The following is a 16,093-nucleotide window of genomic DNA, read 5'->3' on the forward strand; positions in this document are numbered from 1 at the left end:
TGGCGATTATCCAAGAAAATGACCCCTGGATGCGGAATATTGAAATATTCTTGCGAATAAGCCGCAGTTTCGGCAATCACCGCCGGCTGGGGGGCAGGCTGATGCGGGCCACCTGTTCGACTATCGGGTCGATGGACAGGGGGTGAATGTCCGAACTGTGCTGCGCCGGGTCGCCGATGGGCTGCCAGACGCCGCCCTTGTAAATCTCAAGCGCCGCGAATTTGGCCTTGTAATCCATCTTGCGGCTGCCCGGCACCCAATAGCCCAGATAGACAAAGGGGAGGCCCGAGCTGCGCGCCAGTTCGATATGATCAAGGATGATATGCGTGCCCAGGCTGAGGTTTTCCAGCGTCGGATCATAGAAGCTGTAGACGAGGCTCAGCCCGTCATCCAGGACGTCGGTCAGGCAGACGGCCACCAACCGGTCTGTGTCCTGAGAAGGAGCGTCCCCGGCCTTGTCGCCCTGATTGCCGCGATATTCGATGACGCGGGTGCGCACCGGCGTTTCCTCGATCATTGCAGCGAATTCAAAGATATCCATATCGGCCATGCCGCCATCGGCATGACGCGCATCAAGATATGAGCGGAACAGATCATACTGTTCCTCTGTCGCCCAGGCACTGGTTGCCAGCCTGCGCAGATGGGCATTTTTGCGCGCCACCCGACGCTGGGTGCGCGAAGGTTCGAAATCCGCGACCCGGATGCGGGCCGACATGCAGGCTACGCAGCTTTCGCAGCTGGGCCGGTACAGCACGTTCTGCGAACGGCGAAAGCCCTGACGCGACAGGGCATTGTTCAGTTCATTGGCCGAATCGCCTGCCAGCGCCGTGAACAGCTTGCGTTCGGCCCGGCCGTGCAGATAGGGGCAGGGCTGCGGAGCCGTCACATAGAATTGTGGCGCATGTGGAAGACTATGCCGCATCAGACGCGTCCCCGCCGCTCCGGGCACGGCACGCCTGCGGACACATGCGAAAGGGTCAATTTCGGGTCGGCGCGCATCGGCTGCGGCATGAACTCTGCTGTCGGTTGCTCCTCGACTGAGCCTAACAACAGTTGCCGGGCACGCCAAGCAGGGAAAACTTCAAGAACTGAACAGGCCAGTGTGACCCGGCGGCATTGACGCGGCGCGGGCGGCGGATAGGTTCGGAATATGGATTTCGCTGCCCGCATCACCCGCCTGCCCATTCCCGCCGATCCTGCTCGCGGTCAGTCCGCATTGCAGGCGACCGGGATCGCCGATCCCCAGCTTGGCGACCTGATCCAGGGTGCCGCCGGTTGCAGCCCCTATCTGGCCGGGCTGATCGAACGCGAGGCGGACTGGCTCGCCGATGCGCTTTCGCATGAGGATGTCGTTGCCCGCGAAACGGCGGGGTTCGAAGAGCTGACCGCCGACGCCCTTGGCCCGGCGCTGCGCCGCGCCAAGCGCAGGGTGGCGCTGTGGACTGCGCTGGCCGATCTGGGCGGCGTCTGGCGGCTGGAGCAGGTGACGGGCGCGCTGACCGATCTGGCCGACCGCGCTGTTGATCTGGCGTTGCGCGCCCATGTCGCAGCCGAACAGGCACGCGGCAAACTGCCCCCGACCGATGCCGATGCGGGCGGGATCGTGGCACTTGCCATGGGCAAAATGGGCGCGGGAGAGCTGAATTACTCCTCGGATATCGACCTGATCGTTCTTTATGATGACAGTGTCTATTCCCCCGATGATCAGCACGAGGCGCGCGCCAGCCTGATCCGCGCGACCCGCAAGGCCGGGGCGACGATTTCGGACAACACCGATCAGGGTTATGTCTTTCGCACCGATCTGCGACTGCGGCCCGATGCGGCGGTTACCCCGGTCTGCATCTCGGTTTCTGCGGCGCTTGCCTATTACGAGGCCGAGGGCCGGACGTGGGAACGCAGCGCCTATATCAAGGCGCGGCCCTGCGCCGGGGATCTGGCCGCGGGTGAACGTTTCCTGCGTGAGCTGCGTCCCTTTGTCTGGCGGCGCCATCTCGACTTTGCCACCATTCAGGACGCGCATGACATGCGGCTGCGCATCCGCGATCACAAGGGCCTGCATGGCCGCATCGAGGTGCCCGGCCATAATATGAAGCTGGGGCAGGGCGGCATCCGCGAGATCGAATTCTTTACCCAGACCCGCCAGCTTATCGCCGGTGGGCGCGATCCCGACCTGCGGGTGCGCGGCACGGTCGAGGGGCTGGCGCGGCTTGCCGAAAAAGGCTGGGTCCCGTCTGAAGTGGCCAAAGAGCTGACCGCCCATTACCGCGAGCACCGCGAGATCGAGCATCGTATCCAGATGGTGAACGACGCTCAGACGCATTCACTGCCGAATTCCGCCGAAGGGCTGGACATCATCGCCCGGATGATGGGGGCCGGGGACACTTCGGCCTGGAGCACCCGCCTCGCCGACCGGCTGAAGCGGGTCGAGGCGCTGACCGGTGATTTCTTTGCCCCCGGCGAACAGCGAGCCCGACCCGAGCTTTCGCCCGAGGCCGAGGCGATGGTTGGCCGCTGGCGCAGCTATCCTGCCCTGCGCTCGGTTCGGGGACGCGAGATATTTGCCCGGATCGAACCCGAGCTCCTGACCCGGCTGACCGCCGCTGCCCATGCCGAAGAGGCCCTGGCGCGGTTTGATGCCTTTCTGGCGCGGTTGCCGGCGGGCGTGCAGATATTTTCGTTGTTTCAGGCCAATCCCCAGCTGATCGACCTTATCGTCGATATTTGCGCGACCTCGCCCGGGCTTGCGCATTACCTTGCCCAGCATCCCGAGGTTCTGGACGCCGTGCTTGGCGGCAGCTTTTTTGTTGCATGGCCGGGTGTTGTGGGGCTGCGCAGCCAGCTTGAGCAGATGCTGGCAAGTGCGCTTGGCGCGCCGGGTGGCGGCTATGAACAGGCGCTCGACGCAGCGCGTCGCTGGGCGCATGAATGGCAGTTCCGCATCGGTGTCCACCATCTGCGCAGCCTGATCGGCGCCGAAGAGGCGGGTGGGCAATATGCAGATATCGCCGATGCTGCGGTCGCGGCGTTGTTCCCGGTGGTCGCGGCCGAGTTCGCGCGCCGCCATGGTCCCCCTCCGGGTCGGGGGGCGGTGGTTCTGGGCATGGGCTCGCTTGGGGCGCGGCAGCTTAACGCCTCGTCCGACCTTGACCTGATCGTTATCTATGATGCCGCCGGGCAGGATGCCTCCGATGGGTCGAAGCCTTTGGCAGCGCGCGCCTATTACGCCCGGCTTACACAGGCGGTCATCACGGCGCTTTCTGCGCCAACCTCTGCCGGGCGGCTGTTCGAGGTCGATATGCGCCTGCGTCCCTCGGGACGGCAGGGACCGGTTGCGACCTCGGTGCAGAGCTTCCGCGACTACCAGATGACCGAGGCATGGACATGGGAACATCTGGCCCTGACCCGCGCCCGGGTGATCGGCGGCTGCGGGGCAGAGGCTGACGAACTGGCCGATGAGGTAGAAGCATTGCGGGTCGAGGTTTTGCGCAGCCGCGGCACCGACCCCCGCGTGATGCCCGACCTGGCCGAGATGCGAGCCCGGATCTTTGCCGCCAAAGCCCCCGATGGCGCGTGGGAGGCCAAGATTGGTCGCGGTCGATTGCAGGACATTGAATTGCTTGCGCAATGTTTTGCATTGCAGGCCGGCTCTCCGGTACGGGCGGCACAGGGACAGTTGCGTATCGGGCCGCGAACCGGGCTGATCGGGCGTGATCAGGCGGAAAAACTGGCTTCGGCCCGGCGTTTTCTTTGGGGGCTGCAATGTTCGGGGCGGTTGCTGACTGACCGGCCAATCGACATGGATAATCTTGGCAAGGGCGGGCAGGCATTTCTGCTGCGCGAGACCGGCACCGCCTCGCTTGAGGATCTGGCCGCGCGGCTGGCTGAAACGGTCGAAACGGCGGGCGCGATCATTGATGATGTGCTGGCCGAGGCCAAGGTTCAGACGCAATAGCCGCACCTTATCCGACCCTGCTGATAGCGTGCAGTGCCCGCACCCGGCCCGTGGTCTGCTGTCCAGCCGCCACCTGACCATTCGCATTGGCAGAGCTGCTAAGGGGAATAGGTTCGCGAGAGATTACTGTTTCAGCCGCTTCGTCGTGGTTGGCGTCAAAGATGCCGTGCTGGGTCTTGTCCCAGTAAAAGGGCTTGGCCACCAGTTCATAAACCGCCTTCCACGCTGCCAGACAGCCAAGGGGAAAGTACAGGTGCATCGTCGGTACCCAAGGGGTCAGGTGGCGGTGCTCACGTCCCCGGACCGCCCACAGGCCAATGGCGACGTTCAAAAGCTCGGATGCGACGAACAGGCTGAAAAGCACAGGGATGGCATTGCCGCCCCACAGCCCTGCCAGCACATTGCGCATCGGATGGGGCAGGCCAAGGCTGAGCAGCCAAAAGCTCCACAGTACTGGCGCGAACAGATATTGAGAGACTGCAGCGAAAAGCTGTGCCTGCAACCCGATAAAGCGCCGTGACCCAAGATCGCGCCACAGACCAACCGGGTCGCGCATATGCACGCCCCAAGTCATGGCAAAGCCCTTGAGCCAGCGCGAGCGCTGCTTGACCCAGGGGATAAGGCGGCAGTTCGCCTCTTCATGCGTGACGGTGTCGAGCATTTGGGTGCGGTAGCCGCGCCGGGTCAGCCGCACGCCCAGATCGGCGTCCTCGGTGACGTTCCAGGCGTCCCACGCGCCGACCGCCTCAAGTGCGTCGCGGCGGAAAAACAGTGTCGTCCCGCCAAGCGGCACCACCAGGTCAAGCGCTGCCGCCCCGGCCAGCGTGCCGCGAAACCATGAGGCATATTCGATGGTAAATGCGCGCGCGAGCCAGTTGGTGCGCGGGTTGTAATAGTCGAGAACGCCTTGCAGGCAGGCGACCTCGGGCGGGGCAAAGTGAAAACCGCGCGCGACCTTATGAAGCTGTTCAGGCTCGGGGCGGTCCTCGGCATCCCAGACGCCAATGATCGAGCCACGGCAAAAGTTCAGCGCATAATTCAGCGCCCGTGGTTTGGTGCGGACCGGACCATCAGGCACTTTCACCACGCGCAGCCAATGCGGCAGCCGGCTGTCGTCAAGCGCCTCGCAGGTGATGCGATCGCTTTCTTCGACCACGATCAGGATATCCATCAGCTCACGCGGATAGTTCAGCCTCGACAGCCGCCCGATCAGCTTGTCGGCGATATCGGCCTCGGCAAACAGGGGCACCATGACCGAAATCACTGGCAAAGGCGCTTTCATTTCGGGCGGGCTGGTCGCGCCTTGGGCCATGGCGCGCGCCTCACGCCGCATCTTGCGGGTTTGGCGCAGAATCGCGGCAAAGGAGCAAATCTTCAGCGCAGTCGAGGCGATCAGCGCCAGAACCGCCCAACCGGTCAGCACCGCAATGAAGCCGATCGGAGCCAGCGTGAGGCCAAGAACTGCGGCGAGAATCAGCAAGCCAGCGATCCAGGCGGTTCGGCCTTCGTTACGGGTGCGGCAGCTTTCCCGGGGTGGCACACAGGTTTCGGCCTTACGCACAAGCGATGTGCGGCGCAGGGCCAGAATCGCCTCACGTGCCGCATTTTCCGAACACAGCAGCATGCGCACGGTGCCAAAACCGGGTGGCAGGCGGGTTTGCAGTGCCTCGAACTCTTCGGGCCGGGCGGTGGCGATGAAGGTCACACCGCCGATCCGCCGCCATGGCACCACGCCTGCGGTAAGGCAAAGCTGCGCGCCCATTGTGTCGATCAACCTCGGATCGGGCGGCAGCGCCTTGAGATCCAGCACATTCGTGCGCCATTGCCGCGAGAGGGCGCGGATCAGCGCCTCTTCCTTGACCCAGCCATGGGCAAGCAGAATTTCCCCCAGCCGCGCCTGCTGCCGCTGGCGTATCATCAGCGCCTTGAGCAGATTTGCCGGCTCGACTGCGCCATCCTCGATCAGGATCTGGCCCAGTGGCCGCAGGTCGCGGGCAGAAACAAGCGCCCCCTGAGCTGGGACAGCAGCGGGCAGAATGTCCCGGTCGGGCCTGAATGGAGCAATGCGGGCCAATGCGTATTCCCTTGCTGGGTCACGATGGCCCCTCTCTGCCACGGAGAAGGTTAAGATGAGGTTAACCGGGCCGGGTCAGCCCCGCCCGGTCCGAAAATCAGCCGCGACGGGCCCGCATCGCCTCGGTAAAACGCTCGAACAGATAGGCACTGTCCTGCGGGCCGGGGCTGGCCTCGGGGTGATACTGTACCGAGAACACGGGCTTGTCGGCCACGCGCAGCCCGCAGTTCGACCCGTCGAACAGGCTGACATGGGTCTCGATCACGCCTTTGGGCAGGGTTTGGGCATCGACGGCGAAACCGTGGTTCATCGAGGTGATTTCGACCTTGCCGGTCTCGACATCCTTGACGGGGTGGTTCGCACCGTGGTGGCCGTGGTTCATCTTGATGGTCCTGGCGCCAAGCGCCAGCGCCAGCATCTGATGGCCAAGGCAGATGCCAAAGATCGGCATATCCCTGCGCAACAGTTCCTGAATCATCGGCACGGCATATTCGCCGGTCGCTGCCGGGTCACCCGGGCCGTTTGACAGAAAAATGCCCTCGGGATCATGGGCCAGCACTTCCTCGGCCGTGGCGGTGGCAGGCAGGACCGTCACATCGGCCCCGCTTTGTGCCAGCGAGCGCAGGATGTTGCGTTTCGCGCCATAATCGACGGCAACCACGCGGAAGGGTCTGCTCTCGTTGGTTTTGCCGAAGGTGTCGGGCCAGGACCACAGCCCTTCGTCCCAGCGATAGCTTTGCCGGCAGCTGACCTCTTTGGCGAGATCCAGCCCGACGAGACCTTTCCATTCGCGCGCCTTGGCGACCATAGCGGCGATGTCGAAGTTACCCTGCGGGTCATGGGCCAGCACCACGTGGGGCGAGCCCTGCTGGCGGATCGCGCGGGTCAGGCGGCGGGTGTCGATGCCGCCGATCCCGATACGGCCACGCCGCTCCATCCACTGGACGAGATCCGAGGAAGCCCGCCAGTTCGACGGTTCGGTCGGGTCCCATTTCACCACGATCCCCGAGGCGACAGGCTCGGGCGCCTCATCATCCTGCTCGGTCACACCGGTGTTGCCGATATGGGGGAAGGTAAAGGTCACGATCTGGCTGGCATAAGAGGGATCAGTCATGATCTCCTGATAGCCGGTCATCGCGGTGTTGAAGACCAGTTCGGCCACCACCTCCCCGACCGCGCCGAAGCCCTGGCCGTGGAACACGGTGCCGTCGGCAAGCGCAAGACATGCGGTCGGTTTCTGGGGCATCGTCGATCTCCGGGTAAATCGGCGGGAACCTAGGTAAAGGGCGGACGGGCGTCAAGGCAGGACTGGCACCTTGATACGGAACTTTGACGTGTGGTCGGGGTTGAGGCATGGCTTGACGGCAAGGACGAAGCCGGGCACCACCCGGCGGAATTCATCCAGCGAGGACCATATGGGATTGCGCGAGCGTATTCTGGCTGACACCAAAGAAGCGATGAAGGCCAAGGACTCGGCGCGGCTGTCGACGCTGCGGCTGATCTCGGCCGCGATCAAGGATCGTGAGATTGCCGCCCGGACCGGGGGCGGGGACGAGGCGGGACTGAGCGAGGCCGATCTGACCGCCATCCTGTCCAAGATGGTCAAGCAGCGCCAGGAATCAGCCAAAGCCTATGAAGAGGGCGGCCGGCTGGAGCTGGCCGAGCGCGAACTGGAAGAGATCCGCGTGATCCAATCCTATCTGCCGCGCCAGCTTGACGAGGAAGAGACCCGCGCCGCCATCGAAAAAGCCATTGCCGATTTGGGGGCCGAGTCGATCCGTGACATGGGCCGTGTCATGGCTGAGCTGCGCAGCCGCTATGCCGGGCAGATGGATTTTGGCGCTGTCGGCCCGATGATCAAAGACCGGCTGATGAAGTGACAACCCGCCCCTGATTCTCGGGTCAGGGGCCGCGTTGCGCCCGCTGCGATTCTGAAAACATGCTTTTCCGGATTCGGAACTGATACAATTATTCCCGCAACGGGCAAAAGCTCGTGTGGGATGCGGGTTTCTGTTTACATGCGCCCCGACTCGCCGCCAAAGACGCGAGTTGAAAGCGCCCGGTGAGGCGCTGCCATCAGGAGGACGGGCGATGAAAGCATTGGTGCTAGAGGAAAAGGGCAAGCTGTCGCTGCGGGATTTTGACATCCCCGGTACGCTCGGGCCCAGGGATGTGCGGATCAAGACGCATACGGTCGGGATCTGCGGCTCGGACGTGCATTACTATACCCATGGCAAGATCGGCCATTTCGTCGTCAATGCGCCCATGGTTCTGGGGCATGAAGCCTCGGGCACGGTGATTGGGGTCGGGGCCGAGGTCACCCATCTTAAGGCCGGCGACCGCGTCTGCATGGAGCCGGGGATCCCCGATCCGACCTCGCGGGCATCAAAGCTTGGGATCTATAACGTTGATCCGGCCGTGACCTTCTGGGCGACGCCGCCGATCCATGGCTGCCTGACGCCCGAGGTGATCCATCCTGCTGCCTTTACCTACAAGCTGCCCGACTCGGTCAGTTTTGCCGAGGGTGCGATGGTCGAACCTTTTGCTATCGGCATGCAGGCGGCCCTGCGGGCGCGCATCCAGCCGGGCGACGTGGCGGTGGTCACTGGCGCCGGTCCCATCGGGATGATGGTGGCGCTGGCGGCGCTGGCTGGGGGGTGCGCACGGGTGGTTGTCGCCGATCTCGCGCAGCCCAAGCTGGACATTATCGGTGCCTATGACGGTATCGAATGCGTCAACATCCGCAATCGTCCCCTGGTCGAGGCGGTGGCCGAGGTGACTGATGGCTGGGGCGCTGACATCGTCTTTGAATGCTCTGGCGCGGCTCCGGCGATCCTTGGCCTGCCTGCGCTGGCGCGGCCGGGTGGGGCGATCGTGCTGGTGGGCATGCCCGTCGATCCGGTCCCGGTAGATATCGTCGGTCTGCAGGCGAAAGAGCTGCGGATCGAGACCGTTTTCCGCTATGCCAATGTCTATGATCGGGCGATTGCGCTGATCGCCTCGGGCAAGGTGGATCTCAAGCCGCTGATCTCGGCCACGCTGCCGTTCGAAGACAGCATTGCCGCCTTTGATCGTGCGGTTGAGGCGCGCGAGACCGATGTTAAGCTACAGATCGTGATGCCGGAGTAAGGCCATGTATCTTGGACTGGACCTCGGCACTTCGGGCATCAAGGCGATGCTGGTCGATGAGACCTTTGCCCCTGTGGGTGTCGCCCATGCCGCACTGACCGTCAGCCGTCCCCATGCGGGCTGGTCCGAACAGGCCCCAGCCGACTGGATCGCCGGGGCAGAGGCGGCGATTGCCACGCTGTTGCGGGATCATCCGCAGGAAATGGCCCGCCTGCAGGCCATTGGCCTGTCGGGCCATATGCATGGGGCTGTGCTGCTTGATGCTGCGGATCAGGTGCTGCGGCCCTGTATCCTGTGGAACGATGGCCGCTCGGGCCGACAATGCGCCGAACTGACCGGGCGCGCAGATTTCCACGGCATCGCCGGCAATCTGGTGATGGCGGGCTTTACTGCGCCGAAACTGCTGTGGGTCGCGCAAAATGAACCCGAGGTGTTCGAGCGCACGGCCAAGGTTCTGCTGCCCAAGGATTACCTGCGGCTGTGGCTGACGGGCGAACATGTGGCCGAAATGTCGGATGCCGCAGGCACGCTGTGGCTGGATGTCGGCAAGCGCGACTGGTCGGATGCTTTGCTGACGGCCACCGGGCTTACGCGCGCGCATATGCCTGCGCTTGTCGAGGGCAGCGATGTCTCGGGCCACCTGCGCGCCGACCTGGCCGAGCGCTGGGGCATCGCGCGTGTCCCTGTGGCGGGTGGTGGTGGCGACAACGCGGCCACGGCCTGCGGTATGGGGGTGATGACGCCGGGTACGGGCTTTCTGTCGCTGGGAACCTCGGGTGTGCTTTTCGCTGCGACCGAGGCTTATGCGCCGAACACTGCCGACGCCGTGCATACCTTCTGTCACGCCGTGCCGCAGACCTGGCATCAGATGGGGGTGATCCTGTCCGCGACCGACAGCATGACCTGGCTGTCCGAGATCACGGGCAAGACTGTCCCCGGACTTGCCGCGCTGGTGACCGAGGTGAAAGAGCCGTCGCCCGTCACGTTCCTGCCTTACCTTTCGGGTGAGCGTACGCCCCTGAACGATCCCGACGCGACCGGCGCCTTCCTTGGTCTGCGCCGCGCTACGGGCCTTGCCGATCTGGCGCAAGCGGCGATGGAGGGCGTGGCCATGGCCTTTGCCGATTGCGTCCATGCTTTGCGCAAGGCCGGCACTTCGATCGAGGCGGCCTATGCGGTTGGCGGCGGCGCGCGTTCGCAGGCCTGGCTGAGGATCATGGCCTCGGCGACCGGGCTGACGCTGCTTGAGCCGGAGGACGGCGATTTTGGTGCTGCCTTTGGTGCGGCAAAACTGGCGGCGTCATGCGCGACTGGCGACACCTCCGAACGTATCTTTGCCAAACCTGCTGTGCGTGCTGAAATCAGACCCGATGCCGGATTGGCGCAGGCCTATGCGAAAAAGTATGAGATGTATCATACTGCTTGGCCGTGTTTGCGGGATCTGACCGCGCCCGCTTCCTGACCACCGGGCGGGGGTAGTTTTCAGGAAAGCAGGCCCATGTCGCTGCATTGCGGCATGGGTCTTTTGCGTCGTGGGAACAGCGTGACGTGATGGAACTTGAAGGATTATTCAATTTCTACGCAGATACTGGCAAAAAAGTATCGGTATTTTCTTGCCTCTGATGTGGAGATGCGCGGGTTGTGAAGCCTATGTTTGCTGAACGTTCGCGGCTGCCGGTCAGGGGAATCGCAGCTCGCAAGGGGGGGAAGGTGAATGCAACCCGATCTGGAACTGGTCCATATCCGCAAAGGCGAATCCTTCGCCGCGTGGATGCATGGCTATCCGTTCCGCACGGTGCGCTGGCACTACCACCCCGAATATGAAATTCACCTCGTCGTCGCCACGTCGGGTACGTTTTATATCGGCGACCATGTGGGCAGTTTTCAGCCCGGCCAGCTGATCATGACGGGGCCGAACCTGCCGCAGAACTGGATCAGCGACATCGCGCCGGGCGAGGCTGTGCCGCTGCGCTCGCTGGTCATCCAGTTCCCCGAGGCTTTTATCGAGGGGGCAAGCGCCTCTATGGCCGAGATGGAGGCGCTGCGTCCGCTGCTGGATCGCTCGCGTCGTGGCCTGCTGTTTGATGACGAGACCAGCGCCCGTGTCCGTCCGCTGATGGAACGGCTGGTCGAGGCACAGGGGCTGCGCCGTCTGGCGCTGTTCTGGGAAATCCTTGATCACCTTGCCAACGCGCCGGAATATGAGGTGCTGGCAAGCCTCAGCTTTGAGCTGGATCTGACGCGCATCAGTGACGGCGGCATCAATCGGGCGCTGTCCTATCTGCGCGAACATCTGACCGAGCAGATCGAAGAGGCCGGGCTGGCCGAGATGGTCGGCCAAAGCCAGAGCGCCTTTTCCCGTGCGTTCAAGCGCCATACCGGCACGACGCTGGTGCGCTATCGCAATCAGCTGCGTATCGATCTGGCTTGCCAGATGCTGCTGACCGTCCCCGAAATCAAGGTGGCCGAGATTTGCTATGAGGTCGGGTTTTCGAACCTGTCGAACTTTAACCGGCATTTCCTTAAGCTGAAGGGAATGTCGCCCTCGCAGTTCCGCGCGACTTTTGCGGCCCAGAAGGCAATGGTCATGGCGGACTGACACAAACCGATATCGCGGAATTCACCAATTCGGGCGGCGCGGCGCCGTCCGGAGACGCGCAGGCTTTGCCTGCTTTCATTCAGATGGGAGGGAACCCTGATGAGATCCAAACTTCTTACCGCTTCGGCTGCGCTTGCGCTGCTGGCAGCCCCGGCGCTGGCTCAGGACAAGCTGAAAATCGGCATGACCTTCCAGGAGCTGAACAACCCCTACTTCGTCTCGATGCAAGAGGCGCTGAAAGAGGCGGCCGCCAGCCTGGGCGCCGAGGTGGTCGTGACCGACGCGGGCCATGACGTCGCCAAGCAGATCTCGGATGTCGAGGACATGCTGCAGCAAAATATCGACATCCTGCTGCTGAATCCCACGGACAGCGCCGGGATCGAGGCCGCGGTGCATGCCGCCAAGGCTGCCGGTGTGACCGTCGTTGCGGTCGATGCGAATGCGAACGGCCCGGTCGACACCTTTGTCGGCTCGAAAAACCGTGATGCGGGCTACATGTCCTGCAAATACCTGGGCGAAACCCTTGAAGGCAAAGGTGAGGTCGCGATCCTTGACGGTATCCCGGTCGTGCCGATCCTGCAGCGCGTCGAGGGCTGCAAGGCCGCGCTGGAAGAGTTCCCGGAAATCAAGCTGGTCGATACGCAGAACGGCCGTCAGGACCGCTCGGTCGCACTGGGTGTGGTCGAGAACATGATCCAGTCGCATCCGAACCTGGCCGGTATCTTTTCGGTGAACGACGGCGGCGCGATGGGTGCTCTGGCTGCGATCCAGGGTTCGGGCAAGGATATCAAGCTGGTGTCGGTCGATGGCGCGCCCGAAGCGATCAAGGCAATCACCGAAGGCGGCCCGTTCATCGAAACCACTGCCCAGTTCCCGCGCGATCAGGTGCGCGTCGGCCTGGCCTTGGCACTGGCCCAGAAATGGGGCGCTCGTGTCGTGCCGAAAGAAGTCCCGATTGATGTTATGGTCGTGGACAAGGAAAACGCGGCTGACTTCAGCTGGTAAGGGTTCCTCCCCGCGCCCGCCCTCGCATCATGCGGGGGCGGGAGTTTTCCCAGCCATTCAGGAGGGCATCATGCTGGAACTGAAGGGAATCCGCAAAAGCTTTGGCAAGATCGAGGTCCTTCACGGCGTCGATCTGGATGTCCGCGCGGGCGAAGTTCATGCCCTTCTGGGCGAGAACGGCGCGGGCAAGTCCACGCTGATGAAGATCCTTTGCGGCATCATCCAGCCCAGCGAGGGCAAGATTCTCATCAACGGGGCTGAACGCCATTTTGCCGATTACGATCAGGCCATCGCTGCCGGGATCGGTATCGTGTTTCAGGAATTCAGTCTGATCCCGTGGCTGGACGCGGTCGAAAACATGTTTCTGGCGCGCGAGATCCGCAACCGCTTTGGCATGTTGAACCGCAAGGCCATGCACAGGCGCGCGGCCGAGATCATGCGCCAGCTTGCGGTTGATGTGCCGCTGGATGTGCCGGTGCATCGCCTGTCGGTGGCCGAGCAGCAATTTGTAGAAATCGCCAAGGCGCTGTCGCTCAATGCCCGGATTCTGGTGCTGGACGAGCCGACCGCGACCCTGACACCCTCTGAGGTCGAGCACCTTTTCAAGGTGATGCGCGAACTGCGCAAACAGGGCGTGGCGATCATCTTTATCTCGCATCACCTCGAAGAAATCTTCGAGATTTGTGACCGTATCACCGTCTTGCGCGACGGCGAATTCGTCGGCTCATGTGCAGTGTCCGAGGTCGATAACGACCGGCTGGTCGAAATGATGGTCGGCCGCCGGATCGAGAATAATTTCCCGGCCAAGGTGCCGGTGCCGTCCCCGGCCCCCGTGGTTATCGACGTTGAGGAGCTGCAACTGAAAAAAGGCGGGCCCGTCTCGCGCTTTCAGCTTCGCAAGGGCGAGATACTGGGGTTTGCCGGGCTGGTCGGTTCGGGTCGTACGGAAACCGTGCTTGCCATGCTGGGCGCCGGGCCAGTGCAGCGTTGCCGGCTGCGCCTGAACGGGACGCAGAAACGCTTTCGCGGCCCTGATGAGGCGCTGGCAGCTGGCATCGGCCTGTTGCCCGAAAGCCGCAAAGAACAGGGGCTGATCACCAGCTTTTCCATCCTGCAAAACGTTTCGCTGAACAATTACGGCAAATATCGCAAGAACCACTGGTTCATCGACCTGAAGAAAGAGCTGGCTGCGACCAGGACCGCCATGGCGCAGGTGCGTGTCAAGGCGCAGGGTCCGCATGCCCGCGTTGACACGCTGTCGGGCGGGAACCAGCAAAAGGTCGTCATTGCCCGCTGGCTGAACCACGACATGCAGGTTTTGATCTTTGACGAGCCGACGCGCGGTATCGACGTCGGCGCCAAGGCCGAGATCTATGCCCTGATGCGCGAATTCACCCAAAAGGGCGGCTCGATCATCATGATCTCATCCGAACTGCCCGAAGTGATCGGCATGTCCGACCGGGTCTGCGTGTTCCGCTCGGGCGGGCTCGTCGCCACGGTCGAGGGCGACCAGATCGAATCCGAAACCATCATGACCCATGCTACGACCGGGAGAGTTGAACATGTCGCATGACGCAAGCACCGGCGCGGCCGGCAAAACCGGCGGCCTGACGCTTGGCCGCCTGCTGCAATCGCCTCTGGCGCTGCCGCTGATCGGGCTGATCGTCGTCTCGATCCTGATGGGGCTGGCCAGCGACAACTTCTTTACCCTCAACAACATCCTCAACGTGCTGCGGCAGGTGTCGGTGGTCGGCATCCTTGCCGTCGGCATGACCTTTGTGATCCTGACCGGCGGGATCGACCTGTCGGTCGGCGCGGTCATGGCGCTGGTCGGCACGCTGAGCGCGGGGATGATGGTGAACATGGGTGTCCCCGCCGCTGCGGCGCTGGCGCTGGGGCTGCTGATCGGCCTTGGCATCGGGCTGGCCAACGGGGTGCTGGTCGCATGGGGCCGGATGCCGGCGATCATCGTGACCCTTGCCACCATGGGCATGGCGCGCGGCCTTGGCCTGATCTACTCGGGCGGCTATCCGATCAGCGGTATCCCCAGCTGGATTTCGTGGTTCGGCGTTGGCCGCATCGGCATCATCCCGGTGCCGGTCGTGATCATGGTGGCGATTTATGCCGTCGCTTGGGTGCTTTTGCAGCGGACCGCCTTTGGCCGCCACGTCTATGCCCTTGGCGGGAACGAGAACGCGGCGCGGCTTTCGGGCGTCAAGACCCAGCGCGTCAAGCTGGCGGTCTATGGCATCTCGGGCCTGACTTCGGCGCTGGCCGCGGTGATCCTGACCGGCCGTCTGATGAGCGGCCAGCCCAACGCAGGCGTGGGGTTCGAACTGGACGCCATCGCTGCCGTGGTTCTGGGCGGCACCGCGATTGCGGGCGGGCGCGGGCTGATCCTTGGCACGCTGATCGGGGCGGTGCTGCTTGGCATCCTGAACAACGGTCTGAACCTTATGGGCATCAACCCCTATCTGCAGGATGTCATCAAGGGCGCGATCATCCTGCTGGCCATCTATATCGGGCGCGAATGGCGCTGAGCCACGCCCAACGAATTGATAAGACAGGAGAACGGAATGTCTGAATCTCTGGACGGGAAAATTGCCGTCATCACTGGCGCGGCTTCGGGGATCGGCCTTGCCACCACTCAGCGCCTGCTGGACCGGGGCGCCACCGTGGTCATGGTGGACTGGAACGAGGCGGCGCTGAACGAGCTCGCCTCCAAACTGGGCGACCGGGTCATCACTCAGGTCACGAACCTGATTGATGAGAAAAGCTGCAATGCCATGATCCCCGAGATTCTGGCAAAGGTCGGACACATCGACATCCTTTACTGCAACGCCGGGACCTATATCGGCGGCGATCTGACCGAGACGACGCCCGAGGCGATCGACCGCATGCTGAACCTCAACGTCAATGCGGTGATGAAGAACGTCCACGCCGTGGTGCCGCATATGACCCAGCGCAAGACCGGCGATATCGTCGTCACCTGCTCGATCGCCGGCCATTTCCCGACCTGGTGGGAGCCGGTCTATTCCGGCTCGAAATGGGCGATCACCAGCTTTGTGCAGGGCATGCGGCGCCAGATGATCCCGCATGGTGTGCGGGTCATGCAGGTCTCGCCCGGGCCGGTGGTTTCGGCGCTGCTTGCCGACTGGCCCGAGGAAAACCTGCGCAAGGCCAAAGAGACGGGCAGTCTGATCGACCCCGAAGAGGTCGCCGATGCGGTCGAATACATGCTGACCCGCAAACGCACCGTGACTATCCGCGACATGCTGGTGCTGCCCACCAACTTTGATCGCGTCTGACCCGCAGGACCCGGAACAGGGGAGGC

Annotated in this window: 12 protein-coding genes; 9 read left to right on the plus strand and 3 right to left on the minus strand. The window is 63.2% G+C overall.

Features of this window, described 5'->3' with window-relative positions:
- Window positions 1–76: 76 nt before the first annotated feature.
- Window positions 77–922: an arginyltransferase gene (locus F8A10_RS02960; RefSeq protein WP_010392764.1), complete on the minus strand. Its 846-nt coding sequence runs from the start codon at window positions 920–922 to the stop codon at window positions 77–79.
- Between the two features lie 228 nt (window positions 923–1,150).
- Here F8A10_RS02960 and F8A10_RS02965 point away from each other — a divergent pair, with 228 nt between their 5' ends.
- On the plus strand, window positions 1,151–3,952 hold the full coding sequence (locus F8A10_RS02965) for a [protein-PII] uridylyltransferase family protein (RefSeq protein ID WP_152366646.1): 2,802 nt from the start codon (window positions 1,151–1,153) through the stop codon (window positions 3,950–3,952).
- Between the two features lie 7 nt (window positions 3,953–3,959).
- Here F8A10_RS02965 and F8A10_RS02970 read toward each other — a convergent pair whose 3' ends face one another.
- Together F8A10_RS02970 and carA are read right to left on the minus strand one after the other, a co-directional pair.
- Complete coding sequence (locus tag F8A10_RS02970; RefSeq protein WP_152366647.1) at window positions 3,960–6,026, minus strand: glycosyltransferase family 2 protein; 2,067 nt, start codon at window positions 6,024–6,026, stop codon at window positions 3,960–3,962.
- 97 nt (window positions 6,027–6,123) lie between these two features.
- A complete protein-coding gene (gene carA / locus F8A10_RS02975; protein ID WP_152366648.1) occupies window positions 6,124–7,272 on the minus strand; it encodes a glutamine-hydrolyzing carbamoyl-phosphate synthase small subunit in 1,149 nt (382 codons plus the stop codon).
- Between the two features lie 169 nt (window positions 7,273–7,441).
- Here carA and F8A10_RS02980 point away from each other — a divergent pair, with 169 nt between their 5' ends.
- The 8 genes from F8A10_RS02980 (at window position 7,442) to F8A10_RS03015 (ending at window position 16,067) form a co-directional block, all read left to right on the plus strand.
- Window positions 7,442–7,906, plus strand: a complete 465-nt coding sequence (locus F8A10_RS02980) for a GatB/YqeY domain-containing protein (RefSeq protein WP_010392757.1) — start codon at window positions 7,442–7,444, stop codon at window positions 7,904–7,906.
- Window positions 7,907–8,117: 211 nt separating this feature from the next.
- Window positions 8,118–9,155, plus strand: coding sequence for an NAD(P)-dependent alcohol dehydrogenase (locus F8A10_RS02985; RefSeq protein ID WP_010392755.1), 1,038 nt, complete (start codon window positions 8,118–8,120; stop codon window positions 9,153–9,155).
- 4 nt (window positions 9,156–9,159) lie between these two features.
- Window positions 9,160–10,617, plus strand: coding sequence for a xylulokinase (gene xylB, locus F8A10_RS02990; protein ID WP_010392752.1), 1,458 nt, complete (start codon window positions 9,160–9,162; stop codon window positions 10,615–10,617).
- A 252-nt stretch (window positions 10,618–10,869) separates the two neighbouring features.
- A complete protein-coding gene (locus tag F8A10_RS02995; protein WP_010392749.1) occupies window positions 10,870–11,754 on the plus strand; it encodes an AraC family transcriptional regulator in 885 nt (294 codons plus the stop codon).
- A gap of 99 nt (window positions 11,755–11,853) precedes the next feature.
- On the plus strand, window positions 11,854–12,759 hold the full coding sequence (locus tag F8A10_RS03000; protein WP_010392747.1) for an ABC transporter substrate-binding protein: 906 nt from the start codon (window positions 11,854–11,856) through the stop codon (window positions 12,757–12,759).
- A gap of 70 nt (window positions 12,760–12,829) precedes the next feature.
- Window positions 12,830–14,332: a sugar ABC transporter ATP-binding protein gene (locus tag F8A10_RS03005; protein WP_152366649.1), complete on the plus strand. Its 1,503-nt coding sequence runs from the start codon at window positions 12,830–12,832 to the stop codon at window positions 14,330–14,332.
- Window positions 14,322–15,299, plus strand: a complete 978-nt coding sequence (locus F8A10_RS03010; RefSeq protein WP_010392743.1) for an ABC transporter permease — start codon at window positions 14,322–14,324, stop codon at window positions 15,297–15,299. Before F8A10_RS03005 ends, F8A10_RS03010 begins: the two co-directional genes overlap by 11 nt.
- A gap of 36 nt (window positions 15,300–15,335) precedes the next feature.
- Window positions 15,336–16,067 carry an SDR family oxidoreductase gene (locus tag F8A10_RS03015; protein WP_010392741.1) on the plus strand — a complete coding sequence of 244 codons (732 nt, stop codon included), beginning with the start codon at window positions 15,336–15,338 and terminating at the stop codon, window positions 16,065–16,067.
- Window positions 16,068–16,093: the final 26 nt, after the last annotated feature.

Source organism: Paracoccus kondratievae, assembly GCF_009301415.1.
Taxonomy (GTDB): domain Bacteria; phylum Pseudomonadota; class Alphaproteobacteria; order Rhodobacterales; family Rhodobacteraceae; genus Paracoccus; species Paracoccus kondratievae.

Excerpts from the sequence above, each read along its gene's own strand:
- F8A10_RS02985 (WP_010392755.1), top strand. The coding sequence starts at position 8,118 with ATGAAAGCATTGGTGCTAGAGGAAAAGGGCAAGCTGTCGCTGCGGGAT.
- F8A10_RS03010 (WP_010392743.1), top strand. The coding sequence starts at position 14,322 with ATGTCGCATGACGCAAGCACCGGCGCGGCCGGCAAAACCGGCGGCCTG.
- F8A10_RS02960 (WP_010392764.1), bottom strand. The coding sequence starts at position 922 with ATGCGGCATAGTCTTCCACATGCGCCACAATTCTATGTGACGGCTCCG.
- F8A10_RS02965 (WP_152366646.1), top strand. The coding sequence starts at position 1,151 with ATGGATTTCGCTGCCCGCATCACCCGCCTGCCCATTCCCGCCGATCCT.
- F8A10_RS03005 (WP_152366649.1), top strand. The coding sequence starts at position 12,830 with ATGCTGGAACTGAAGGGAATCCGCAAAAGCTTTGGCAAGATCGAGGTC.
- F8A10_RS03000 (WP_010392747.1), top strand. The coding sequence starts at position 11,854 with ATGAGATCCAAACTTCTTACCGCTTCGGCTGCGCTTGCGCTGCTGGCA.
- F8A10_RS02980 (WP_010392757.1), top strand. The coding sequence starts at position 7,442 with ATGGGATTGCGCGAGCGTATTCTGGCTGACACCAAAGAAGCGATGAAG.
- carA (WP_152366648.1), bottom strand. The coding sequence starts at position 7,272 with ATGCCCCAGAAACCGACCGCATGTCTTGCGCTTGCCGACGGCACCGTG.
- F8A10_RS02995 (WP_010392749.1), top strand. The coding sequence starts at position 10,870 with ATGCAACCCGATCTGGAACTGGTCCATATCCGCAAAGGCGAATCCTTC.
- xylB (WP_010392752.1), top strand. The coding sequence starts at position 9,160 with ATGTATCTTGGACTGGACCTCGGCACTTCGGGCATCAAGGCGATGCTG.
- F8A10_RS03015 (WP_010392741.1), top strand. The coding sequence starts at position 15,336 with ATGTCTGAATCTCTGGACGGGAAAATTGCCGTCATCACTGGCGCGGCT.